Annotated in this window: 27 protein-coding genes and 1 tRNA gene; 5 read left to right on the top strand and 23 right to left on the bottom strand. The window is 63.8% G+C overall.

Annotation, left to right across the window (positions count from 1 at the left end):
* Positions 1-144: 144 nt before the first annotated feature.
* Complete coding sequence (locus GXY01S_RS06315; RefSeq protein WP_169797731.1) at positions 145-657, top strand: L,D-transpeptidase family protein; 513 nt, start codon at positions 145-147, stop codon at positions 655-657.
* Here the strand turns inward: GXY01S_RS06315 and GXY01S_RS06310 are convergent.
* The 10 genes from GXY01S_RS06310 to GXY01S_RS06265 form a co-directional block, all read right to left on the bottom strand.
* Complete coding sequence (locus tag GXY01S_RS06310; RefSeq protein ID WP_061273224.1) at positions 641-2,500, bottom strand: cation:proton antiporter; 1,860 nt, start codon at positions 2,498-2,500, stop codon at positions 641-643. The two genes, GXY01S_RS06315 and GXY01S_RS06310, sit on opposite strands and share 17 nt — an antisense overlap.
* 611 nt (positions 2,501-3,111) lie before the next feature.
* Positions 3,112-4,410, bottom strand: coding sequence for an RsmB/NOP family class I SAM-dependent RNA methyltransferase (locus GXY01S_RS06305; RefSeq protein ID WP_061273221.1), 1,299 nt, complete (start codon positions 4,408-4,410; stop codon positions 3,112-3,114).
* 38 nt (positions 4,411-4,448) lie between these two features.
* Positions 4,449-5,951 carry an IMP dehydrogenase gene (gene guaB, locus GXY01S_RS06300; protein WP_061273218.1) on the bottom strand — a complete coding sequence of 501 codons (1,503 nt, stop codon included), beginning with the start codon at positions 5,949-5,951 and terminating at the stop codon, positions 4,449-4,451.
* Between the two features lie 162 nt (positions 5,952-6,113).
* Positions 6,114-6,899 (bottom strand): MBL fold metallo-hydrolase, encoded by a 786-nt coding sequence (locus GXY01S_RS06295; protein WP_061273215.1) that lies wholly within the window; start codon positions 6,897-6,899, stop codon positions 6,114-6,116.
* Between the two features lie 4 nt (positions 6,900-6,903).
* A complete protein-coding gene (locus tag GXY01S_RS06290; RefSeq protein ID WP_061273212.1) occupies positions 6,904-7,701 on the bottom strand; it encodes a TatD family hydrolase in 798 nt (265 codons plus the stop codon).
* The gene (gene metG / locus GXY01S_RS06285; RefSeq protein WP_061273208.1) at positions 7,698-9,236 is read right to left on the bottom strand and encodes a methionine--tRNA ligase; all 1,539 of its coding nucleotides are present in this window, start codon (positions 9,234-9,236) and stop codon (positions 7,698-7,700) included. The genes GXY01S_RS06290 and metG overlap by 4 nt, the downstream gene beginning before the upstream one ends.
* Positions 9,233-10,195, bottom strand: coding sequence for a DNA polymerase III subunit delta' (locus tag GXY01S_RS06280; protein ID WP_061273205.1), 963 nt, complete (start codon positions 10,193-10,195; stop codon positions 9,233-9,235). The genes metG and GXY01S_RS06280 overlap by 4 nt, the downstream gene beginning before the upstream one ends.
* Entirely contained in the window at positions 10,188-10,823 is a 636-nt protein-coding gene (tmk, locus tag GXY01S_RS06275; protein WP_061273202.1) for a dTMP kinase, read from the bottom strand. Before tmk ends, GXY01S_RS06280 begins: the two co-directional genes overlap by 8 nt.
* 3 nt (positions 10,824-10,826) lie before the next feature.
* Positions 10,827-12,110, bottom strand: a complete 1,284-nt coding sequence (locus tag GXY01S_RS06270; RefSeq protein WP_061273199.1) for a D-alanyl-D-alanine carboxypeptidase family protein — start codon at positions 12,108-12,110, stop codon at positions 10,827-10,829.
* On the bottom strand, positions 12,107-13,123 hold the full coding sequence (locus tag GXY01S_RS06265) for a lytic murein transglycosylase (RefSeq protein WP_061273195.1): 1,017 nt from the start codon (positions 13,121-13,123) through the stop codon (positions 12,107-12,109). Before GXY01S_RS06265 ends, GXY01S_RS06270 begins: the two co-directional genes overlap by 4 nt.
* Positions 13,124-13,404: 281 nt before the next feature.
* Between GXY01S_RS06265 and GXY01S_RS06260 the strand changes: the two genes are divergently transcribed.
* Together GXY01S_RS06260 and GXY01S_RS06255 are read left to right on the top strand one after the other, a co-directional pair.
* A complete protein-coding gene (locus GXY01S_RS06260) occupies positions 13,405-13,983 on the top strand; it encodes a DedA family protein (protein WP_061273289.1) in 579 nt (192 codons plus the stop codon).
* Complete coding sequence (locus GXY01S_RS06255) at positions 13,980-15,074, top strand: hypothetical protein (RefSeq protein WP_061273192.1); 1,095 nt, start codon at positions 13,980-13,982, stop codon at positions 15,072-15,074. The genes GXY01S_RS06260 and GXY01S_RS06255 overlap by 4 nt, the downstream gene beginning before the upstream one ends.
* A gap of 363 nt (positions 15,075-15,437) precedes the next feature.
* Here GXY01S_RS06255 and GXY01S_RS06250 read toward each other — a convergent pair whose 3' ends face one another.
* From GXY01S_RS06250 to GXY01S_RS06240, 3 genes are all read right to left on the bottom strand, one after another.
* Positions 15,438-16,601, bottom strand: a complete 1,164-nt coding sequence (locus GXY01S_RS06250) for a pyridoxal phosphate-dependent aminotransferase (RefSeq protein WP_061273190.1) — start codon at positions 16,599-16,601, stop codon at positions 15,438-15,440.
* A gap of 109 nt (positions 16,602-16,710) precedes the next feature.
* Positions 16,711-16,995, bottom strand: coding sequence for a hypothetical protein (locus GXY01S_RS06245; protein WP_061273187.1), 285 nt, complete (start codon positions 16,993-16,995; stop codon positions 16,711-16,713).
* 47 nt (positions 16,996-17,042) lie between these two features.
* A complete protein-coding gene (locus GXY01S_RS06240) occupies positions 17,043-17,501 on the bottom strand; it encodes an MlaD family protein (RefSeq protein WP_061273184.1) in 459 nt (152 codons plus the stop codon).
* A gap of 123 nt (positions 17,502-17,624) precedes the next feature.
* Between GXY01S_RS06240 and GXY01S_RS06235 the strand changes: the two genes are divergently transcribed.
* Entirely contained in the window at positions 17,625-18,467 is an 843-nt protein-coding gene (locus tag GXY01S_RS06235; protein WP_061273181.1) for an undecaprenyl-diphosphate phosphatase, read from the top strand.
* Between the two features lie 15 nt (positions 18,468-18,482).
* Here GXY01S_RS06235 and GXY01S_RS06230 read toward each other — a convergent pair whose 3' ends face one another.
* Entirely contained in the window at positions 18,483-19,712 is a 1,230-nt protein-coding gene (locus GXY01S_RS06230; RefSeq protein ID WP_061273178.1) for a mechanosensitive ion channel family protein, read from the bottom strand.
* Positions 19,713-19,890: 178 nt separating this feature from the next.
* Between GXY01S_RS06230 and GXY01S_RS06225 the strand changes: the two genes are divergently transcribed.
* A tRNA-Met gene (locus tag GXY01S_RS06225) sits at positions 19,891-19,965 on the top strand.
* A 30-nt stretch (positions 19,966-19,995) separates the two neighbouring features.
* On the opposite strand, the gene GXY01S_RS06220 is transcribed toward GXY01S_RS06225, so the two are convergent.
* The 9 genes from GXY01S_RS06220 to GXY01S_RS06185 are packed head-to-tail and all read right to left on the bottom strand — an operon-like array spanning position 19,996 to position 23,327.
* Positions 19,996-21,144, bottom strand: coding sequence for a tyrosine-type recombinase/integrase (locus tag GXY01S_RS06220; protein ID WP_061273175.1), 1,149 nt, complete (start codon positions 21,142-21,144; stop codon positions 19,996-19,998).
* Entirely contained in the window at positions 21,131-21,385 is a 255-nt protein-coding gene (locus tag GXY01S_RS06215) for a helix-turn-helix transcriptional regulator (protein WP_061273173.1), read from the bottom strand. Before GXY01S_RS06215 ends, GXY01S_RS06220 begins: the two co-directional genes overlap by 14 nt.
* Complete coding sequence (locus GXY01S_RS06210) at positions 21,378-21,605, bottom strand: hypothetical protein (protein ID WP_061273170.1); 228 nt, start codon at positions 21,603-21,605, stop codon at positions 21,378-21,380. The genes GXY01S_RS06215 and GXY01S_RS06210 overlap by 8 nt, the downstream gene beginning before the upstream one ends.
* Positions 21,602-21,955: a hypothetical protein gene (locus GXY01S_RS06205; RefSeq protein WP_146222755.1), complete on the bottom strand. Its 354-nt coding sequence runs from the start codon at positions 21,953-21,955 to the stop codon at positions 21,602-21,604. The genes GXY01S_RS06210 and GXY01S_RS06205 overlap by 4 nt, the downstream gene beginning before the upstream one ends.
* On the bottom strand, positions 21,952-22,173 hold the full coding sequence (locus tag GXY01S_RS06200) for a hypothetical protein (RefSeq protein ID WP_146222754.1): 222 nt from the start codon (positions 22,171-22,173) through the stop codon (positions 21,952-21,954). The genes GXY01S_RS06205 and GXY01S_RS06200 overlap by 4 nt, the downstream gene beginning before the upstream one ends.
* Positions 22,170-22,628 (bottom strand): hypothetical protein, encoded by a 459-nt coding sequence (locus GXY01S_RS06195; RefSeq protein ID WP_255210372.1) that lies wholly within the window; start codon positions 22,626-22,628, stop codon positions 22,170-22,172. The genes GXY01S_RS06200 and GXY01S_RS06195 overlap by 4 nt, the downstream gene beginning before the upstream one ends.
* Positions 22,625-22,762: a hypothetical protein gene (locus tag GXY01S_RS18500; RefSeq protein WP_169797730.1), complete on the bottom strand. Its 138-nt coding sequence runs from the start codon at positions 22,760-22,762 to the stop codon at positions 22,625-22,627. Before GXY01S_RS18500 ends, GXY01S_RS06195 begins: the two co-directional genes overlap by 4 nt.
* A complete protein-coding gene (locus GXY01S_RS06190) occupies positions 22,759-23,046 on the bottom strand; it encodes a hypothetical protein (protein WP_061273160.1) in 288 nt (95 codons plus the stop codon). Before GXY01S_RS06190 ends, GXY01S_RS18500 begins: the two co-directional genes overlap by 4 nt.
* A complete protein-coding gene (locus GXY01S_RS06185) occupies positions 23,043-23,327 on the bottom strand; it encodes a hypothetical protein (RefSeq protein WP_061273158.1) in 285 nt (94 codons plus the stop codon). The genes GXY01S_RS06190 and GXY01S_RS06185 overlap by 4 nt, the downstream gene beginning before the upstream one ends.
* Positions 23,328-23,436 lie beyond the last annotated feature (109 nt).

The raw sequence follows: 23,436 nt of genomic DNA, 5'->3' as shown, positions 1-23,436 counted from the left end.
GCCGGTCCTTTATCGAACCGGTCTCTGTCTTGCTGTTCATGCCCGACCCCATGGCCAGCAGGCCCATGACCTGCCAGCCCCGATGCCGTATGCAGCCGGATGAGGCCGGAGATAACATAAATACGACCCGATCCAGAGGAATTCATGATATGCGCTATTTTGCAAACGAATACAGGGCTGGATGCACAACTGCATTGCATTCGCGAGTTTATGCCCGCCATCATCGGCGCGGGCGGCGTAAAAACCCGCAAAATCGAGGGAGATCACGCAACCCCTGCCGGTATTCTGCCATTGCGGCGCGTGTTCTATCGCGCCGACCGGGTGGCATCACCTGTTTGTCATCTGCCCGTCGAGCCGCTCTCGCCGCTTGATGGCTGGTGCGATGACCCTGCCAGCCCCGATTACAACCGCCATGTCACCCTGCCCCACCCCGCCCGGCATGAGCGACTGTGGCGCGAGGATCACGTTTACGACATTGTGGTGGTGCTTGGTTATAACGACGCGCCTGTCCATTCCGGCGCGGGGTCGGCCATCTTCCTCCACCTCCCACCCAAAGGCGGGCGCCCCACGGAAGGCTGCATTGCCCTGCCCGAGCCCGCGCTGCGCCGCCTGCTGGCCGCGGGGCTTGCGGAAATCGAGGTCAGGCCGCCGGGATAGGCCCATCAATCACGGGCAGGTCCGTCTGGCTCACATCCTGCCCCGGCGGCATGAACAGCACGATGATGTCGCCTTCCGCCGGTTCGGCCGGAATCGCATCCTCGGCCGAGAATACCCAGATCGCCGTGCCTTTGCGGATGATCATGAACAGCATGGCCGGCCCATCGGTCAGTTGGGTTTCGCTTATGGTTTCATCGGCAATATAGCTGCCAAAGCGCCAGCCCTGGGCGTAGCGGGAATCGATAAGCGAGAAATTCCACGCAGGCTCGCCCAGTACCTTGCCGCGCGAATCCCGGCTCAGCCCGTGATACAGGTCCAGCCTTGCTATGCCCGGACTGACCTGAAACACGCGCTGCCGCCCCAGGTCAGGCGCCATGCGCGCGCACACCAGGCCGTTATAGATGGCGTCTGGCGTGGTGGCGATCAGGTAGTCGGCAGGGCGCTCCTCCAGGCTTTCCTGCCCCTCGACCGAGAGCAGTTCGGCGCGCAGCACCGGCACGCCCAGCCCCGCCGCCTTGTTGAGCGCGGGCGCGTACGTATCGACCAGAAGCACCGGCACGCCCCGGTCATGCACCACGCGGGCCAGATTGGTGGACCACGCATTGGCCCCCATGATGGCCAGCGCCGGCTCATCGGACAGGGTCAGTTTGAGCGCGCGGGCCAGCGGCCTGAGCGAGAAGCCATGCAGGATCATGGTCGAGGCGATCAGCGCGAACACGGCGGGCGTGATCATGTTGGCCCCGGCGTAACCGGCCTCCTGCAACTGCAACCCCACCACGCCGGACACGGCGGCGGCCACGATGCCACGCGGCGCGATCCAGCCCACGAACAGCCGCTCCTGCCACGACATGCTCGCCCCGATGGTGGAAAGATAAATGCCCAGCGGCCTTACCACGAACATGACCGTGAATGTCAACGCCATGATCGGCCAGGACAGTTCGGCCAGCACCGTGCGCTGCAGGTCCGCCGTGAGCAGCACGAACAGGCACGAGACCACGATCACGCCCAGCGATTCCTTGATGCGCTGGAGTTCCGACATGCCGGTCACATGCAGGTTGGCCAGCGCCATGCCAAACACGGTGGCCGCCATGAGGCCCGCGCCCTGCATGAGCAGGTTGCAGATGGCCGCAACCCCCATGGCGAAGGCCAGGATCATGGGAATGCGCAGGATCTCGGGCAGCAGGTCGCGCGCCGAGAGAAACTTGATGAGCAGGGCAGGAAAAATGCCGCACCCGATGGAAAACATGGTGGCGAACAGCAGATGCGGCCCGATTTCCACCGCTGCAAGCGACGCATCGGATGTGTGGCTGGAACTGATCAGCAGGCATTCCAGCATCAGGGTGGCAAGGATGGCGGCGATGGGATCGTTCACGATCGCCTCCCACCGCAGGAAGGCCGCCACCCTTGGCCGCAGCTTGGTGTGGCGCAGCAGGGGCAGCACCACGGTTGGCCCCGTCACCACCACAATAGCGCCAAACAGCCACGCCGTGCCCCAGTTCAGATGCCCCACGTAATGCGCTGCCAGCGAGCCGAGCACCCAGTTGATGGGCAGGGCCGCCGCCGTCAGGCGCAGCACGCCCTCGCCCGATTCACGCCACTGCCGCAGGTCAAGCGCCAGCCCCCCCTCGAACACGATGAACGCCACGGCCATGGAAACAAGCGGATGGAAATACGGCCCGATGGCCGTGGCCGGGTGCAGGATGCCAAGCCCTGGCCCGCAGATCAGCCCAAGGGCGAACAGCAGCACGATGGCGGGCAGCTTGAAGCGCCACGCTACCCATTGGGCCGCAATGCCACCGCCCAGCACGAACAGAATTCCAATTGCCAGGTTTGTTGCCTGCATCCCGATGTCCCATAATGTTGCAAATGGCGCTGGTGCCAGCCTGCCGATGGATCATGGAGGGCCGCGACCTTTCAGGCCCGCCCATCCCCGTGCCGCATCCATGATCCCGTCAACTTTCGGCACATGACACTGTATATGTGCAACAATAACGCTCAGGGCAGGAAGCCAGAACCAGCCTGTCATAGATAAGCCAAAAATATTTCTTGCCGCAACAGAATACGGCGCGAATGTTAAACACCCCGCAGGCGCGATTTGACTTTCTTTTGTTGTGCTGACGCTTTGTTGATGGCTGGATTCAGCCCTGCCTGTGCACCCGCATGGCGCAGGCGGGATGTTGCGCATGGCTTGTAAAGCCTGTTTGGGCTGAAGGGGGGCTTCAGGCCCGGAGCCTGCTGAAAACGCTGCCTTTTAGAAACTGTTTGAAAAGTCAGCCCGGAAAACATCCAGCCATCATAAGGAAGTTTTTGGCGAAGCTTTTTTCAGAAAGCTGCGAAGAACGCCGCCTTCTTGAAAAAAGGCGGCACCCAAAACTTTTGTCTTTTTTAACAATGAGTTGTTTTCAAACAGTTTCTTAAAAAAGCATCCCCAAAAGATTTTTCGGGAAACGGATTTCAGCCCGCGTCACGCTGCATGATGGCGGCGAAAAAGCCATCCGTATGATGCTGGCGCGGCGTCAGGCTGACCTGCCCATCCGTGCTCAGCCCCGCGGGCAGGTCATCATCCGCGCCATCGGGCACGACCAGCGAGAAAGTCGGGTTGCGGGCCAGAAAGGCTGCGATCTGGTCGCCATTTTCCTCGCGCAGCACGGAGCAGGTGGCATAGACCATCCGCCCGCCCGGTCGCACCAGGGCTGCGGCGCGGTCCATGATGGCGGCCTGCTTCTCGGTCAGTTCCATAAGATCCTGCTCGCGCAGGCGCAGGCGGGCATCGGGGTTGCGCCGCCACGTGCCGGTGCCGGTGCATGGCGCATCGACCAGCACGCGGTCAAAGCTGCCACTGCGGCGGCGCGCCCAGCGGTCGCCCGCCACCAGCAGGTGGCGCTCGGCATTGTGCACGCCCGCGCGGCGCAGGCGGCGCACCGCACCTTCAAGCCGTGGCTCGGACACATCGCACGCCACGATATGCCCGCGGTTTTCCATGGTCATGGCCATGCCCAGCGTCTTGCCCGCAGCGCCAGCACAGTAGTCAAGCACGCGCATGCCCGGCCGCGCGCCCACGGCGGCAACCACAAGCTGGCTGCCTTCATCCTGAATTTCAATCAGCCCGCTGCGAAAGGCCGCGCACGAGGTGATGGGCTGGCGACCCGCAACCCGCAGCCCCCACGGCGAGAGCGTGGTATCAACCGCATGGATGCCTTCCCCCTCAAGGGCGGCCCGTGCCGTGGGGCGGTCGGATTTGAGCAGGTTGACCCGCAGGTCAAGCGTCGCCTCGCCATCCATGGCGGCGAGTTCGGCTTCCAGCCCATCCCCAAAAGTGCGCTCAAGGCGGGGCAGCAGCCAGTCCGGCACCTCCAGCCGCACGGCGGGCGGCATGTCGGGGTGCAGCAGCCCCTGCCCTTCAAGCTGGGCGTAAAGGCTGCTCTCGGAGCCGATCAGCCCCAGCGGCGCGTACCGCTCGCCCGTAAAAAGATGCTGCGGGTTTTCACGCGCCTCCGGCTCCAGCGCCATCATGGCCAGCACCAGCGTGCGGGGCGTGACCTTGCCCCCCACGCGTTCAATCCACCAGTGCAGCCTGCGCCAGTGCCGCAGCACGCGCCACACGCGTGCCGAGATGGCCCGGCGGTCGCCGCCGCCAATATAACGCCGCTCACGAAAGAAGGCGTTGGCCAGCGCATCGGCGGGGCGCTGCGGCGTGGCCTCCATTGCGGCAAGCAGGTCAATGGCGGCGGAAAGCCGTGCGCTGGGTGTCATGAATCAGGGAACCGTTATTGTGGAGAAGGCCGGCAGGATCAGTCCTGCCGGTAGTTCGGGGCTTCACGCGTGATGGACACGTCATGCACATGGCTCTCGCGCAGGCCCGCGCCGGTAATGCGGCGGAAGCGCGCGCGGCTCTGCAGGTCGGCAATGGTGGCCGAGCCGGTATAGCCCATGCCCGCGCGCAGCCCGCCCACGAGCTGGTGCACCACGGCCCCCATCGCCCCCTTGTAGGCCACGCGGCCCTCAATGCCCTCGGGCACCATCTTGTGCGTGTCCTTGATGTCCTGCTGGAAGTAGCGGTCGGCCGACCCGCGCGACATCGCGCCAAGGCTGCCCATGCCACGATAGGACTTGTAGGTCCGGCCCTGGTACAGGAACACCTCGCCCGGCGCCTCTTCCGTGCCTGCAAGCAGCGAGCCGATCATGACCACGTCGGCCCCCGCGCCGATCGCTTTCACGATATCGCCCGAGGTGCGCACGCCGCCATCGGCAATGGCGGGCACGTCGAGTTCATGACACGCGGCCGAGGTTTCCATCACGGCGGAGAACTGCGGCACGCCCACGCCCGCCACCACGCGCGTGGTGCAGATGGAGCCGGGGCCGATGCCCACCTTCACGCAGTCAGCGCCCGCGCCGATCAGCGCCTGCGCCGCCTCCGGCGTTGCGACATTGCCCGCGATGATCTGGATATCGTTCTCGATGGCGCGGATGCGCTCGATGCTTTTCAGCACGCCTGCCGAGTGGCCATGCGCGGTGTCGATCACCACCACGTCCACGCCAGCCGCGATCAGTTCGCGCGCGCGGGCCACGCCATCATCGCCCACGCCGGTGGCGGCAGCGCACAGCAGGCGGCCGAGACTGTCCTTGTTGGCCTGCGGGTACTGCACCGCGCGGTCCATGTCCTTGACGGTGATGAGGCCGATGCAGCGGTCCTCGTCATCAACAACAAGCAGCTTTTCAATGCGGTGGCGGTGCAGGAGCTGGCGGGCCTGGTCACGGTCCACGCCGTTGCGCACGGTCACGAGGTTCTCGCGCGTCATGAGTTCATACACGCGCTGGGCGGGATCGGTGGCGAAGCGCACGTCGCGGTTGGTCAGGATGCCCACGAGGCGGTTGGTCTCGCGCTCGACCACCGGCAGGCCACTGATGCCATGACGCGACATGGTGGCGTTCACTTCCGCCAGCGTCTGGTCGGGATAGACGGTGACCGGATTGACCACCATGCCCGATTCGAAACGCTTGACGCGGCGGACCTGCTCGGCCTGCTGCTCGATGGTCAGGTTCTTGTGGATCACGCCAAGGCCACCGTTCTGGGCCATGGCAATGGCCATGTTATCTTCGGTCACGGTGTCCATGGCCGAGGAAATCAGCGGAATATTAAGGGTGATCTTGCGGGTCAGCCGGGTTTTTGTCGATGTCTGCGAAGGCAGTACGCTCGACTCATCGGGAACGACCAGCACGTCATCAAAGGCGAGGGCCTCGCGGATGCGGTCCTCAAGCCGGGAAGTCGATGTGTTATTTGAGATGGAAGACATGATGCAGGGCCCTCGTCAGCAGATGGCGGCTACCCCGCGCCTCGGGTCACCGACCGTTGGCGCACCCTCTTAGGGAGCTAAACGGGCGCTGGCAAGCATTACGCGCGGGCTTCGTGCGCTTTCTGCCCGTGCGGGGCAAAAAAACAGCCAGCAGGCCATCCTTTATGCTGTCAGGCGCAGGCCGTCATACGCCGCCTCGACGCCCGCGGGCAGGTTGGCCTGCATCCACGCCCAGTCCATGTCCGGCCCCATATGGGTCAGCACGGTGCGGCGCGGCTGTATGACCTCGCGCCATTGCAGCACGCGCTCCAGCCAGCCATGCGACGGGTGGGTTGCGCGCTGGAAGCAGTCCACCACCCACGTATCAACCCCATGCAGCACGGCAAGGGCGTGCTCGTCCATCTCGGCCACGTCAGTGCAGTAGGCCATCGGCCCCGCACGCAGGCCCAGCGTTTCGGTGCGGCCATGGGTCTGGGCAAAAAGCTGCACCTCCATCCCCGCAATGACGTGCGTGGACGGCAGGCTGACGACATTCACGTCGAAGATAGGGCGGAAGATGGCGGGCGGCGTCCAGGGGCGGAAGGCGTAATCGAAGCGGGTGCGGATCTCGTCCAGCACCGCCGCCGTGCCGTAGATGGGAATCGGACCGTTGATGATGCGGTTGATGGCACGCAGTTCATCAAGCCCCAGAATATGGTCGGCATGGGCATGGGTGTAGACCACGGCATCGATCATGCCGATGCGCTGCGCAAGGAACTGCGCACGCAGGTCCGGCCCTGTATCAACGAGCAGCCTGCGGCCCGGCCCGTCATCAATCAGCACGGAAGCCCGCGTGCGGCGGTTGCGTGGCTCGGTCGGGTCGCATTCGCCCCAATCCCCTGCTCCGTCCGGCCCGCCCAGCATGGGCACGCCCGATGAGCCGCCGCAGCCCAGTATGATCATGTCCATGCCGTTATACCGCCTGTGTAAACAGTCGACTGAAATTACGCGTGGTCATCTCGGCAAATGCCGCATCCTCCATGCCGCGCAGTTGGGCCAGCATGCGGGCGGTATAGGCCACATAACCCGGCTCATTGCGCTTGCCGCGCTTTGGCACCGGGGCAAGATAGGGCGAATCGGTCTCGACCAGCAGCCTGTCCGCAGGCACGAAGGCCGCCACATCGCGCACCGCCTGCGCGCGGTTGAAAGTGGCGATGCCCGAGAAGCTGATATACCCGCCCAGCTCCAGCGCGCCGCGCGCAAGCTCCGGCCCGGATGAGAAGCAGTGGATCAGGAACGGAAACGCACCGTGCTTCCCGGTCTCGTCACGCAATATGGCCAGCGTATCGTCATCGGCCTCACGCGTGTGGATGACCAGCGGCAGGCCGGTGCGGCGGGCGGCGTCGATATGCACCCGGAAGCTCTCCTGCTGGCGGGGGCGGATGTCCTCCTGGCCGTGAAAATAGTCCAGACCACTCTCGCCAATACCCACCACGCGGGCGTCATCCGCCATGGCCGAGAGTTCGGCGCCAGTCGGCAGTGCCTCCTCGTCCACATGGTCGGGATGGGTGCCGATGGTGCACCATACCCGCAGTTCCGGCGTATCAAGCGTAGCGAGCGTCTTCTGCTGGTCCGCGCGTGACAGCCTTGTGCCGATGGTCACCAGCCCGTCCACCCCGGCCTCGCGCGTGCGGGCCAGGACTTCGGGCATTTCCTCATCGGAGAAGTGGTCGAGATGGCAGTGGGAGTCGGTCAGTCCCGTGCGGGTCATGATGCCTCCGGCTCCTCATAGCGCGGGAACACGCCCTCCGGCTTGGGCAGCGCGCGGCCCGCGGGCAGCGGGGTGTCGAGGGCTGCAAAATCCCGCTCGCCCTTTTCCACGCCAAGCTGGGTGAGCATCCTGTCCATGCTGCCGGGCATGTAGGGCTGGAGCACGGTGGCGATGATGCGTAGCGCATCGGCCAGCACGCGCAGCACGTCGGCCATGCGCTCTGGGTCGGTTTTCTTGAGCTTCCACGGTGCCTGATGGTCGATATAGGCATTGCAGGCGCGGATCAGCTTCCACACTTCCTCCAGCGCATCGGTCAGGGCCTGCCGGTCGATCTGCTGGTGCATGATGTCGGGCAGCAGGCTGGCGGTGGCCAGCAGTTCGCGGTCCTCATCGGTCTGCTTGCCCTGTGCTGGCAATTTGCCTTCGCAGTTGCGCGCGACCTGCGAGAGCGTGCGCTGGGCAAGGTTGCCGAGGTCATTGGCCAGTTCGACATTCATGCGCATGATGATGGCGCGACGGCTGAGGTCGCTATCGCCGCCAAAGGGCATCTCGCGCATGAGGAAGAAGCGGATGGCATCGAGGCCGAAGGTTTTCACCAGGTCGCGCGGGTCCACCACATTGCCCAGCGACTTGCTCATCTTCTGGCCTTCAATGGTCCACCAGCCATGCGAGAACACGCGCTCGGGCAACGGCAGGTCGGCTGCCATGAGCAGCGCGGGCCAATAGATGGCGTGAAAGCGCAGGATGTCCTTGCCCACAAGGTGCAGGTTGGGGGGCCAGAAAGCCCACCGCGCCGCCGTCTCGTCCGGATAGCCCACGGTCGAGAGGTAATTGGCCAGCGCATCGACCCACACATACATCACATGCTTCGGGTCGCCCGGCACGGGAATGCCCCAGTTGAAGCTGGTGCGGCTGACGGACAGGTCGCGCAGGCCCTGCTTCACGAAGCTCTTCACCTCGTTGCGGCGGCTGGCAGGCTCGATGAAGCCGGGGCGGGTTTCATAGAGTTCCAGCAGCCTGTCACCGAATTTGGACAGGTTGAAGAAATAGGACGGTTCCTTCACCCACTCGACGGCAGCGCCCGTGGGGGCGACCTTCCTGCCGTCGGGGCCGTCGATGAGTTCTTCCTCGCCATAGAAGCATTCATCACGCGTTGCGTACCAGCCCTCATAGGCGCCGAGGTAGATGTGGCCGTTTTCCTCAAGCTTCTTCCACAAGGCCTGCGCCGCCTGCACATGGCGCGGCTCGGTGGTGCGGATGAAATCATCGTAGGAGATGTCCATCGTGTCATACATATCGCGAAAGTCCGCCGCGACTGCATCGGCGAAGGCCTGCGGCTGCATGCCTTTTGCCTCGGCGGCCTGCTCCACCTTCTGGCCGTGCTCGTCGGTGCCGGTCAGGAAGAAGACATCAAAGCCCGCCAGCCGCTTGAAACGCGCGATCGCATCGGCTGCGACCGAGGTGTAGGCGTGGCCGATATGAGGCGCCCCGTTCACGTAATAGATTGGTGTTGTGACGTAGTAGCGCCGTGTCATGTTTCACTCACCCGCGCAAGGGCCGTAAGGACCGCCTGCTGTTTATCCAGATTGAACTGTTCGGTTTCCGCGCGCAGCCGCATCATGTCCTGCCACAGCAGGGCCAGACGGGCCGGGCGCGGATCCGCTGTTTGCACCCTGTCCGTACTGGCGGCCAGGGCGCGTGCCTTTTGAGATATGGCATCACACAGCAGATCGAAAAAGACGCAAAAGTCATTTTCCCGTTTTGTGACCTGCGCTGCAATGTCGTACTCCGCCCCCTCGCCTGCCGTGCCCTCCATCACCCCGGCCACCAGCCGCGACAGGGCCGGGCCATCACCGCCAAGCAGTTCGAGCGCCCTGCCCGGCGCACCATGCGCAAGGGGAATGATGGCCTCGATCGCCTCCGTGGACGGGGCATCGGGCATGGCGGCGAGTGCCGCGCGCATCATCGCTTCATCAAGGGTAGACAGGCCCAGCACCCGGCAGCGGCTGCGGATGGTGGGCAGCAGGCGGCCGGGCACGGCGGTGGTCAGGATCAGGATCGCGCGCTCGGGCGGTTCCTCGAGAATTTTGAGAATGGCGTTGGCCGCCGTGCGGTTCATGTATTCCGCGCCATCGACAATCACCACCCGCCAGCCGCCCTCGGCCGCCGTGCGCCGCAGGAAGGCGCCGATGGGACGAATGTCATCCCCCACGATCTCGCGGCGCAGGCGGTTGCGCTTTTCATCCATGCCGCGCGCAATGACCAGCAGGTCGGCATGGGTGCCAGCAGTGACACGGCGGCCCACGGGGCTGTCATGGTTCTCGGCCCGCAGCAGGGCGCGCGCCATGAGAAAGGCCATGCTGGCCTTGCCGATGCCCTCCGGCCCGGTCAACAGCCAGGCATGGTGCAGCCGCCCCGTGCGCATGACCGCCTGGAATTCCCGCCACGCCGCATCATGGCCAAGCAGGCGGCGGCAGGTGCGCGGGTCAGGCATGGGGCAGCAGCGGGGTTACGATGTCGCGCAATGCCTGCTGCACGTCCTGCGTCGTGCCGCTGGCATCAATGCGGCGGCAGCGCGTGGCGTCGCGCCGGGCAATGGCGTCAAAGCCCCCGGCCACGCGGGCATGAAAAGCGGCCCCTTCCGCCTCATAGCGGTCGGTGCGGCCATCGCCCCGCCCGGCCAGGCGGGCCTGCGCCACGGCAGGCGGCACCTCAAGCATGAAGGTCAGGTCGGGCACGACCGGGATCAGGCCACGCAGGGTGGCGATCAGGCCCAGCATGGCGGGGTCGCCGTGGCTCAGGCCGTAGCCCTGATAGGCCTCGGTTGAATCGGTAAAGCGGTCACAGATCACCACGCCGCCACGGGCCAGCATGGGCGCGATACGCTGCTCGACATGGTCGGTGCGGGCAGCGAAATGGGCCATGACCTCGGCACGGGCCGAAAGGCCGTACCCGCCAAACAGCAGCAGTTCGCGCAGCGCCTCCGCCCCCGGCGTGCCACCCGGCTCGCGCGTGAGGTCGACATCATGCCCCTGCGCGCGCAGGCATTCGGCCAGCAGCCGCGCCTGGGTGGACTTGCCCGCCCCCTCGCCGCCTTCAAGGGTAATGAACAGGCCGGTCATGGCCTAGCCGTGCCCCAGCTTGCGGCCCAGCACCGCCGTGGCGCGGCCCATCAGGCCAAGGCGCGGCACATCGGCGCCCGCCACCAGCGGAATGCGGATCTCGGCCAGGCCGGTATTGGCGATCACCAACTCGCCAAGCTGCTGGCCCGCCGTTACGGGGGCGGGCACGGGGCTGCGGTAATCCATGCTCACATGCACCCGGTTCTGCCAGCCATGCGGCAGGGTGAGCGTGACATCACGCGTGGCCACCAGCGGCACGGAGGGGGCCTGCCCCAGCCAGACCGGGGCATGGTCCACCACGGCCCCGTTATGGAGCAGGGTCGCGTTCTCGAAATTAACGAACGACCACTCGAACAGGCGCTCGCCCTCATTGGCGCGGGCATTACTGCTGGGCAGGCCGTTGATGGCCATGACCACGCGGTTGCCGCCGCGCTCGGCGCTGGCGCACAGGCCGAAGCCACCGGCATCGGTATGGCCGGTCTTGAGCCCGTCGGCCACGCCCTTGACCACCAGCGCGTTGCGGTTTTCCTGCGCGATCTTGTTGTAGCGGAAGCTCTTTTCCGAGAAGAAATGGTAGTATTCGGGGTAATCGTGGATCAGGTGCATGGCGATGGTCGCCACGTCACGCGCGGACATGTAATGCCCGTCCATCGGCCAGCCGGTTACGTTGAGGAAGTGCGTGTTTGTCATGCCCAGTTGCGCGGCCTGCGTGTTCATCAGGCTGACGAACTGGTCCTCGGAGCCTGCCACCCCTTCCGCCAGCACGATGCAGGCGTCATTGCCCGACTGGATCACCATGCCCTGGATCAGGTCGGCCACGGCCACGGTGCCATTGAGCGGCACGAACATCTTCGAGCCCTGCATGCGCCATGCCTTCTCGCTGACCGGCAGCATCTGCTCCAGCGTCAGCCTGCCCGCGCGCAGCATGCTGAACACGATGTAGGCGGTCATCATCTTGGTCAGCGATGAGGGCGGCATGCGCTCGTCGGCCGCCTTCTCCAGAATGACCGCGCCGGTGGTGTAATCGACAATGCACGCCCAGCGCGCGATGGTGTCGATCGGGCCGATCAGGCTGTTGGCGGGCGAGGACGCAACGACAGGCGCTGCCGCATCAACAGCGGCAGGCCCGGCAGCCGGGTGGCGGCGCCGGGCCGCGGGTGCGGCAAGCGCTGTAGAGGAGACAAGAAGACTGGTGGCCCCAGCCAGAAGGAAACGTCGGGTGTGCATTGCGTCCTTGGTCCGGTAGGTGCCAGCCGCGCGCACGGCTGGGGTGACGGGCGGCGTCACGTGATTTCGTTGCCGAGCAGGCCCACGGCCAGCGCATAGAAATCGGAAGGATTGTAGCGACGGATCGCGGCGAAATTACGATAGACCATGAAAGCCTCGCCCCCAGGCCCATCGGGGCGCAGCACCGCGCCGGTCGTGGCGGGATTGTCAAACGGCGCGCCGCCCATCTGGCGGATGCCCATGCCCATCCATTCCGCATGGGTGCGGGTGTGGGTGCGCCCGAGTTCGGATTGCGCCACGCTGTCGGGCACGGTGATTTCCTGCCCCCAGCTTTCGCCCCCCACCCAGCCCGAACCCGCCAGGTAGTTGGCGATGGACCCGAAGATGTCGGGTATGGAATGCCAGATGTCGCGCCTGCCATCGCCATCGATATCAACGGCATATTTCACGTAGGCGCTGGGCATGAACTGCGGCTGGCCCATGGCGCCGGCGTAGCTGCCATTCATGAGTTCGGGCGTGATGTCGCCCGCGTTGAGGATGGCCAGCGCGTGAAAAAGTTCATCATGAAAGAACTGCGCCCGCCTGCCCTCGAAGGTCAGCGTGCACAGCGCATCGACCACGTTGAATTTGCCGGTCATGGCGCCATAGCCCGATTCCAGACCCCAGATGCCCATCACCGCGCCGGGCGAGACATTGTAGCGGGTCAGCACCTGCTGCTCGAGCACGCTGCGCTGGGCGGCGAAGGCTGTGCGCCCGTCGCTGATCTTGCGCGCGCCAAGCACGCGGCTGCGGTATTGCGCCCAGCTCAGGTGGAATTCGGGCTGGTTGCGGTCGCGCTGGATCACCTGCGCGTCGGGCGCCTGCAGATCGAGCGCCTGCGTCACGGCTGGCGCGTTCAGCCCCTGCCGACTCGCCTCGCGCCGGATGGTGGCGAGAAAGCTGGCGTAATCGCCGCCGCCCGCCGGTGCGACGGGGAGTTTGTGGCGCGCAGCCTGCGCGGGCGACAGCCACGCAGCCCCTGCTCCGGCAAGGGAGGCGGCTGCGACATGAAGGAGGCGACGACGTACGAGCATGTCAGATGCTGTGCCACGCCACCACGCCCGTTTCAATCTCTGACTTGCAGCGATGCCCCCCTTGCGGGTGGCGCGATACATTATGCGACATAATTTCGCGTTTGTGACCATAGGCGAAGCATGCAACAAGAACGCCGGACGCCGCCCCGCGTTGGACGGATGGCCGATCTTTTTTACCTGCCCGCATGCCCCGCCCGCATGCCGGGCTGACCAGAAGGCATGTTCTTGCCCAGCCACGGTTTACCCCGCCCGCCCTGCCCGGATATGCAAAAGCGCGCCACATGCCCGCGTCGCTGACCGCCTTCCTTGCCGCGGCGGGCGCCTCACCCTTCATGCAGGCGCTGGCGATCATCGTCGGCACCTTCATACTGGAGGATGCGGCCACGATCCTGACCGCCATGCAGGTGCGCACCGGCCATGTGGTCCTGTGGGTGGCGCTGGTGGCGCTGTATATCGGCATCGTGGTGGGTGACATGGGGCTGTATGGCATGGGCAGGCTGGCGGCCCTGTGGCCCCCCGCGCGGCGGTGGATCACGCTGCCCGGCGGCGCGCGCGAGGGCAAGTGGTTCGACCGCAACGTGTTCCGCATCGTGTTCATCAGCCGCTTCGTGCCCGGTGCCCGCTTGCCGCTTTATACCGCGTGTGGTTTCTTCCATGCCCGGTTCGGGCTGTTCTGCATTGCCGCCATCGCGGCCACGCTGATCTGGACAACCATGCTGTTTCTTGTCTCGCTGCAGGTGGGGCAGTTCCTGATTGATCATCTGGGAACATGGAAATGGGCGGGCATGGGTGGTTTTGTCCTGACCATCCTTCTGATAAGCCGCATGATCGCACGTTTGCAGGGTAACGAGACCAGATGACCGACACCACCACCACCGTGAACGGCCGGCCCGATGCGCAGCCTGCTGCCCCCACGGTTTCCGCCTTCGAGTTCTGGCCCGGCTGGATCTTCTATACCCCCATCGTGCTGTACTGGATCATGCTCGGGCTGCGCTACCGCGATTTCAGCCTGCCCACCGCCGCCAACCCCCGCATCGAGACCGGCGGGCTGTGTGGCGAGAGCAAAAGCTCGATCCTGGACATGGCGGGCGACGAGGCCCGGCAGTGGATCGCCCCCTACGCGGTGCTGACCACGGGCGAGAATGACACCGCCCGCGCGCTGGCCGCCATGGAGCGGGCGGGGCTGTCCTTTCCTGTCGTGCTCAAGCCCGATGTGGGCTGCAACGGCACGGGCGTGCGCATCATGCGCGATGCCGACAGCCTGCGCGAGGGGCTGGCGGCCTTTGGCCGTGGGGTTGCGGTCATGCTCCAGCACCTGATCCCCTACGGGCATGAGGTGGGCATATTCTATATCCGCCACCCTGATGAGGCGGAGGGGCGCATCACCTCGCTGACCTACAAGGAAGTGCCCTGCCTTACGGGCGATGGCCAGTCCACGGTGGAAGAGCTGCTTCATGCCGACCCGCGCACCCGCCTTGTGCCGCACATCTACATCCCCCGCCTCAGGCCCCGCCTGAACGAAGTGCCGCCTGCCGGGCAGTCACTGCCGCTGGTCTTTGCGGGCAATCACTGCAAGGGCTCGATCTTTCATGACTGCGCCATCGACATCACGCCGGAACTGACGGCACGGGTGAACGCGATCATGCGCGATATTCCCGATTTTCATTTTGGCCGCATCGATGCCAAGGCCCTGAGTCTCGCCCATCTGCGCGAGGGCAAGGATTTCCAGATCATCGAGATCAATGGCGTCGGCTCCGAGGCCACCCATATCTGGGATGCGCGCACCACCCTGCGCGAGGCCTACGCCACGCAGTTCGAGCATTATGGCGAGACCTTCCGCATCGGCGCCAAGAAGCGCCGCGAGGGCTGGAAGAGCAGCGGCGCGATGGCCATGCTGCGCGCTTGGCTGCGCCAGCGCAAACTCATGGCCGCCTATCCACTCAACGACTGAGCACACGTGCTGCACACCGGCCATATGTGCCGGAGGTCGTCAGCCCGTGTTTGGAAATACATGATCCGGGGCGCTGGCTTTTCAGGTAAAGCCGCGCTCTTCTGAAGCTTTTTGAAAAAAGCTTCACCAAAAACTTTTGAGGCTGGCATAATTCACAATACATTTTAAAAAATTATAGAAAATATCGTGATTTTTTAAAAGATTATCCTGCAGCAGCGCACCTGCGCAACAGCCTGCTTGCCAACCAGATAGACCATAGAATTATAATAAAAATTTAATAATACCAGAACCAATTCTTGCGCTTTTCTCTACCAGCAGGGCCACCCCCCAACATCGGGCGGCCGCGCGGCAGGCCAGGCTGCATCAGGCCGTATGAGGGGCGTTCTGCACCTTTCCGGCCTGCGTGCGAAACCACGGGACCATGCGGCGGATGGCTTCCTCGATCAGGTCGGTTGCCACGGCAAAGCTGAAGCGGATGAAATGTCGCCCGTCCACGGGGTCGAAATCGACACCCGGCGCGGTGGTCACGCCTGTATCACGCAGCAGTTGCGTGCAGAAGCCGATGCTGTCATCGGTCAGGTGGCGGATATCGGCATAGATGTAAAACGCGCCATCGGGCGGGGCGATATGGGTCAGACCCATTTCAGGCAGGGCCTTGAGCAGCAGGTCACGATTGCGGCGGTAGGTGGCCAGGTGCCCATCAAGTTCGGCCTTGCAGTCAAACGCCACGAGGGCCGCATGCTGGCTCAGTGCCGCAGGGGTCAGGAACAGGTTGCCCATGCGCGCGCGGGCAGCCTCCACTTTTTCAGGCGGCACGACAAGCCAGCCCAGCCGCCACGGGGCCATGCTGAAATATTTGGAGAAACTGTTCACCACCAGCGCCTGCGGGTCATATTCCAGCACGCTATGGGCAGGTTCGCCATAGCTCAGGCCGTGATAGATCTCATCGGAGATGATGCGGATGCCGCGCGCGCGGCACACCGCGATGATGGCCTGCATCTCGCTGGCTGAAAGGATGGTGCCGGTCGGGTTGGCGGGGCTGGCCAGGACCAGCCCGTCGGGAGCCGGGTCAAGGGCGGCGATGGCCTGCGCGCTGATCTGGAAACGCTCGGCCTCCCCACACGCAATCTCGACAGGTTCCATGTGCAGTGCGCGCAGCACGTTGCGATAGGCCACGTAACCCGGCCGCGCCATGGCCACGCGCGCACCCGGCACGAAGCTGACGGTCATGGCCAGCACCAGCGCAGGCGATGCGCCACAGGTCAGGATGACCTGATCGGGTGCCAGGGTGACGCCATAGGTATCGTGATAATGCCGGGCGATGCGGGCCTTGAGCGCCTGGCTTTCCCAATACCCCATGGGGTCGGTGGCGAGCACGTGCTGGGCGCGTTCGATCGCGGCACGGGGCGCGCCGGTTGAAGGCTGGCCGAACTCCATATGAATGATGCTGCGCCCCTCGCCTGCCAGTTCATGCGCCAGCGCGCTGATGGTCATGGCATGGAAGGGATCAATCCGGGGCACAGTCATCACGACCTCAAGACAGGAAAAGCGGTTTCAGATCATGCCTGCCATACAAGACAATACCGTGCCCCGTAAGGGTAATCTGGCCAGAACCATGGTGAATGAAGCGTTACTGCTACGGTGATGGCCGCCAGATCAGGTAACGGGCGGCGTCTGACAGATACTGGTCATAACCGGGGGAGAAAGGTTCAGGCGGCACACGCCCAAGGGCACCACGCCGTTCATCAAAGGCCCAATATTCTGCATCAGGATTGCCAGGAACCTGAAATTTTCCACATTCAGGGTGGTTCAATTCCCGTAACAGAATTTCAAACAGGATCCGTGTTTCTGCCCTGCCGAGTTTGATGCAGACAGTCCCTGCCATATCATCGTTTTTTTTCAGGAACGACTGCCAATACATGACCTCCTGAATGATTTTTTTACGCCATGCCGCCGCAACAGGACCATTTAATTACTGGGCAGGCCACCATTGCCGAAGATGTAGTTGCTCACCTGCTGTTCAAGGCTGAGCGGCTCGCGCGTATTGGTAATGACCGTGCCCGGCGCAATCCGGTCGGGGGCCTGCCCGGCCTCGACCATCAGGGCGGTATCGGCCGTAAGCGTGGGGCTGCCGATTGAAATGACTGTATCTGTCGGTAGCAACACGGCGCGGTCGAGTGTAAACCCCACATTGGCCATGTAGCTGGCGGGATCAAGCGCAATGGAGGTCACGCGTCCCACGGGCACGCCATCCATGTCAACATCCGCGCCCACTTTCAGCCCGTTGGCCGAAACGAAACGCGCCACGACGGGATAGCGATCATGTGATCCACCGCTTTGTGAGGCCCGCGCGTAAATACAGAACCCGCCCGCCACCAGAAGGACCAGCCCGCTGCATATGATCGCCCCACTTCTCTGCCGTGCCATGCTGGCTCCCTGCCCGCCTGTGCGCCACACCGTCCCGAAAGCTGCCGCAATGCAGTGCGAGGGGGATACGGCGCAACACCTTGCCTTATCTTTTCATTCTACTGCGTCATGGACGGGGGGACAATGACACTCCTACAGGCTATCATTATTGCCATCATTCAGGGGGCGACCGAACAGTTCCCCATCAGTAGCCTCGGGCATGCGGCCATCGTGCCGGCCATGCTGCACTGGCCACTCGACCTGCATGGGGAGATGTTCCTGCCCCTGCTGGTCATGCTGCACCTGGGCACCTGTGCTGCCCTTCTGGTCTTTTTCTGGCGCGACTGGGTGGCCCTGTTCACGGGGGCTGCGGGCCGTCATGGCGAGACATGCCAGATGGACAGCATCCGCATCCTTGCCCTGTTGTGCGTGGCCACCGTGCCCGCCGTGCTGATTGGCGGCCTGTTCGAGCACGCCATCCGCAACCTGTTCGGCACGGCGCGTTACGCCGCCGTTTTTCTCACCCTCAATGGCGTCATGCTGCTGGTGGTCGACCGCATGCGCGCCACCCTGCGCCACCATAACGACCGCCCGCTTGCAGCCCTCGGCTTTGGTGAGGCGCTGGTGATCGGACTGTTCCAGTGCCTCGCCTTCTTTCCCGGCCTGTCGCGCTCGGGCGCGTGCATCGTGGGCGGGCTGCTGCGCGGCCTGTCGCATGAGAATTCGGCGCGCTTCTCCTTTCTCATGGCGCAACCGGTCATTCTGGCCGCCACCGTGCTCGAGGCGCTGAAGCTGCGCCATGCCCCGCCCCAGCCCGAGCAGATGCACATGGCCATCATTGCCGCCATCGTGGCGGGTGTTGTGGCACTGGTCTGCACGGGCATCCTCATGCGCTACTTCCGCGACCATGAGGACTGGGCACTGCGCCCGTTTGGCTGGTACTGCATAGGGGCCGGCGTGGTCGCGTTCCTCTACCTGTCGTTCTGACCGGCCTGCATGGGCTCAGCCATGGCCCTGCCCGCCATCGCTGTGCCCCATGCCACCACCACCCGCGCCATTGCGCGGGCCAAGATAGGCCCCCGGCGGTGGCCGCCTGACCGGGGGCGACAGCGTGGCCGGGTCCGTCATCACATCCAGCCCCGAGGTGGATGCCACATGCGACAGGCGCTCACGCGGCAGCGCCTCGGGGCATTCATCACGCAGGAAGGCGATGATCTGTTCGCGAATTTCGCACCGCAGATCCCAGCTCTGCATGGCCGAGCGCGCGCTGGCAATCACGCGCACGGTCATGACCTGAGCATTGCAGTCGGCTACCTGAACGGCGAATTCCTTGCCATCCCACAATGGTGCTGAATGCACGATCTCGCGCAGGCGCTCGCGGATGCGGTCCATCGGCGCGTTGAAATCAAGATGCAGGAACACCACCCCGATCAGCGCTGCCGAATTATGGGTCCAGTTCTGGAACGTGTTTTCAAGAAAATACGAGATCGGCACGATATGCCGCCGCCAGTCCCACACCCGCAGCACGACATAGGTGGAGGTGATTTCCTCCACCCATGCCCAGTCCCCGTTGATGATGATGAGGTCTTCCATGCGGATGGGCTGGGTCATGGCGATCTGCATACCCGCGAACAGGTTGGTCAGCAGCGGGCGGGCGGCCAGACCCACGACCAGCGATGCCGCACCGGCAGAGGCGAACAGGCTCAGCCCGTACTGCCGCACCGGCTCGAATGTCATGAGTGCGGCCCCTATGGTGAGCAGGCCGATCAGCAGGTCGCTCGTGCGGCGCAGCACGCGCACCTGTGTCATGTGGGTGCGCAGCAGGATGTCGTCCTTGTCATCCTTGCCGTTGATGCGCTTGAGGTAGGCATCGGACAGGATGCGGGTGGCCACCACGGCGGCATAACCCAGCATGAGCACGAACAGCACCACCAGCGCGTGGGTGGTGGCCTGCATGATATCATACGGCAGGCCCGACACCGGCAGCGCGGTGCCGACAAACACGATGACCAGCATGATGCGCACCGGGCGCTGCATGGCCATGGTGAACGAACGCACGAAGGCCCCGCGCTTCTGCCCCGGTATGCGCACGATGAGTTTCGTGATGAACCGGCTGAACATTTCCGCCACCAGCCCGGCCACACACAGCATGAGGATGGAGGACAGCAGTCCCGGCAGCCATCCGAACAGGTGCCTGATCTGGGTCAGAAGTGTAAGGAATTCGGTTTTCACGAAGGATGCGCAGCCTTTTGCTGGTTGTTGCCGTTTTAGGGGGTGGGTCTGCCTTAGTACCCCCTATCGGGTGGATGTACCAAATCCGGGGCTTTTTTATGTGTTTTGCAATCGAATGCGAAAACACGGGTTGACTTGCCCCATAAGCGCGGGTATCTCGCTCTCATCCTAACGCGATGGCGGTGTAGCTCAGCGGTAGAGCAGGGGAATCATAATCCCTTGGTCGGCGGTTCAAATCCGTCCACCGCTACCATCTGCGTTAGGATTGATTTCCCTACATTTTTTATGCTTTTTCAGGGTCACTAGCAGCCTCTGCTTTGCTGTGGTTTGGCACTCCATTTTCCCCCGGTTTGGCAATCCCCTGTTTCAAGCGATACTCGGCCACCTTTGTTGCCGCACTTCGCGCCTGGCGTTTCTGGCTCGCTTCGCGCACATAGCGACCGACCATGGCCGAGCTGGTGTGCCCGGTGATCGACATGATTTCTCGCTCCGAGCATCCAGCTTCAGCCATCCACTTGGCGGCTGTGGCACGCAGGCCGTGCGTGACGATTCCCTTCAGTCCAGCCGCACGGATCTGCCTGCCCATCTCATGCCGGAAATGATCGATTTTCCATGGTCTGCCATCTGCCCTGGTCAGAATTGTTTCTGCATTATGCCGTGGCATTGCGTTCAGCATCTCGCGGGCACGCTCATGAAGCGGTATCCACACGCGCGCATTGGTCTTGAGCTGGACAACATAAATCCCCTCCCCATCATAATCTGACCATTTCATCTGGATCAGGTCCTGCCCTCGCTGCCCCGTGGTGAAGGCCAGAACTACGGCCGTCCGGATATCAACCGTCGTCGTTCGGGCTCTGAGCATCTTATCCAGTTCGCTATCCGACCACGCGCGATAGCCCTCGCCCGTTTTCAGTTTAGGCACTCGCTGGGCCGGGTTGTCTGGCCGCCATTCGCGGTTGACGGCCCAACTCAGCAAAATAGACAGGACTGTGACAATGCGGTTGGCTCGCCTAGGCGTAGGCACCGGTGCAGAATGTTCTGTTTCACCCGGCCTGGTTGCGTAGCGATCACGCAGCCAAAAGACGAATTTGCGAGGCATTTCAGCGATAGATAGATGGCCAAACTCACTTTCAAGCGGTGCAAGGGCCTTGGCGTAATCCACTTTCGTGGCGGGCGCGGTCCCATACCACTCGGGTGATGCCCGATAGGCTGCGATCAGGGCTGCGAGAGAGCCCGGAGTAACTCGTGGCCTGTTGTCAGCTTTGACTTCGGCATGAAGGGCAGCATGGTGAAGGCGGGCGTATTCCTGATGGAAGAGCGGGTCCTCGGGGTTGCCCTTGATCCTCCGCCGCAACTTCCCCCTGCGATAGTAATAATAGGTCTTCCCCTTCGCCTTTACTGTATCGACATAGGGCAGATCAACGCGTCCCATAACCACCCATCAGTTGCTCGTATGCGTTGCCTCCAAGCTCCTCGCGCGCAGCACCAGTACGCCCGGCACGCACGTCAAGCCAGCGGTCAAGGTCCTCGCGCAACCATATCTGCCGCCTAACCGTCAATTTGACGGGAGGCACCTGGGGTGCCACCTGGGCAAGAAACGTGCTGACCGATAGCCCGACGTAAAGCGCGGCCTGCTCAACCCGCAAGCCGCGCGGTATCCAGGCCTCACTCATGGCTCCCCTCCTTGATCCATGCCTGCGTACCGCGTGCGCGGATGAGCTTGCGGCCGCCTTCGGTCACCAGCGGGCCACGGAATACGATGCAGCACGGGCCATCATCCTCGCGCACGATGCCCACGTAATCGCCCCGGCCGTTGCCGTGGATCTCGATGCTGTAGATCTCGCGCCCGAACTCGAGGCCCTGCAGGATCGGATGGCTGGCAAGGTCGCTCATGCCCGCCCCTCCCCGTTCAGGGCCGCATCGGCCAGGCGCATGGCTCTCATGCCAGCGGCGACCATGCTGTTGGCTGGCGTCGGTCCTTCGGCTGCCTGCAGGCAGGTTGCGCGGATATTGGCCAGACAGATTTTGAGCTGCTCTATCCTGTTGTTGAGCGCGGCGACCTGCGCCTCCATGTCGGTGCGGCGGACCACGTCCGTCCATTCGCCTTCGGGCAGCAACCTGCTGTTGAAGGTTGACCAGTCCAGATCACTGCCATCTTCGAGGTTTCGGATGCAGGCGGCTGTTTCCACGTCTTTGCAGGACGGGATGGGCACAGGATGCATCGGCATTCTGGTCTGGCTCATGCCACGCCTCCCGCTGTCCGGACGCGGATGGTGGGCCTCGTTCGCACATGCCGCATACAATCCTGGACAGCGTTGCCCCGCCGCCGGCACGCGGCGTAGTCCGGGTTGCTGAAATTGTCGTCGTGCGGGATGCCGAAACACGCCATCCCGGCTGCGCAGGCTATCGGGATAAAGGCAATCCCGATGGTGGACGCGACCTCTATTTTCATCTCGGTCATGACTGTTCCTCTGCCAGCGCACGCAGCTGCTGCGACACGGCTGTCCGGTCGGCGTGCTGCTGGGCAAAGCGGAAGGTGTTGGTGAGGCCGGTGCCGGGGGCTTCCTCCAGGCACCAGCGTTCGTGGATGCGGATGGCGCTGGCGGCTGTCATCAGGATCAGGCGGCAGGGCTCGGGCCAGATGAGGTCGGGCGGCACGTCGTCGGATCTGATCTTGCCGGTGGCGAACAGCAGGTCACCGCGCCCGTCCTCGCGCAGCTGCTCCATCACAACCCGGGTCCAGGTCGTGGAGATGCTGATGCGGACATCCTCGGCCGGAACGTGGGCGACCAGGCGCTCCCATGCCTTGGGGCGGCGTGGAAGCAGATCGAGCGGGTTGATCTGCGGTGCTGCCGCAGGCGGCACGGAGATGCCTGCAAGGTAGTCGACAAGATCGAGCTGGCGGGTTTCCATCATGGCAGGGCCTCCAGCACGATCAGGACAAGGCCACCCCACACCACGCAGCACAGCGCCGTGCAGGCTATGACTTCCGGCACGGTGGGCAGATGATCGCGGATGCGGTTGACCTGGTGAGCGGGGATCTGGATCACGACTGCACCCTCCCCGCCTGCGCCTTGCGGTACAGGTCGGCCTCGATCTCGGGGCCTTCGGCCATGAACGGGGTCATCACGATGCGCTCAAGGTCTTCCAGTCGCGCATCGGCAATGCGGGCGGCGAAGCGGGCTGCGGTCAGGCTGCCCTGCTGGCGGTAGGTCTCGGCCGCCATGAAGTTGGTGCGGAACTGCTGGTGCATGTTGATGGCCGCATCCTGATCCCTGCTGGCCAACAGGCCGACAAGATGGCTGGGCGGGATGGGCGTGAAGTCCTGCGTCATGCCACACCTCGCCCGGTGCTGGTGAGGTGGTGGGACACATGGCGGCGGGCAATGCGGTTGAGTTCCGCTTCCTCGGCATCCATCTGCCGGTTAAGTTCGGCTGTAGCGGCACGCAGGGCGCGGCGTTCGGACATGAGCAGGGCAATGCCCGCGCCCTGGCGCGGCAGGGCATTCAACACGGCGCTTTCGGCCATCTGGCGGCGGACGATTATGTCCTGCAGGGCATCAGGGGTGCCTGCTAGCGGGCCTCTCCTGATGGGAATGATCGTGATTTTGGACATGGAAATTCTCCATTACTGGACGCGGGTCAACAGGCCCGGCGATGCGGGGGAGCGCGAACAGCTTGAAAATTGGAATGTCTGGTTTCAAATGCGGGAACGGCTGTTGTCA

This window comes from Komagataeibacter xylinus NBRC 15237 (assembly GCF_001571345.1).
Lineage (GTDB): Bacteria > Pseudomonadota > Alphaproteobacteria > Acetobacterales > Acetobacteraceae > Komagataeibacter > Komagataeibacter xylinus.
This window is presented reverse-complemented; position numbering and strand designations above follow the sequence as displayed.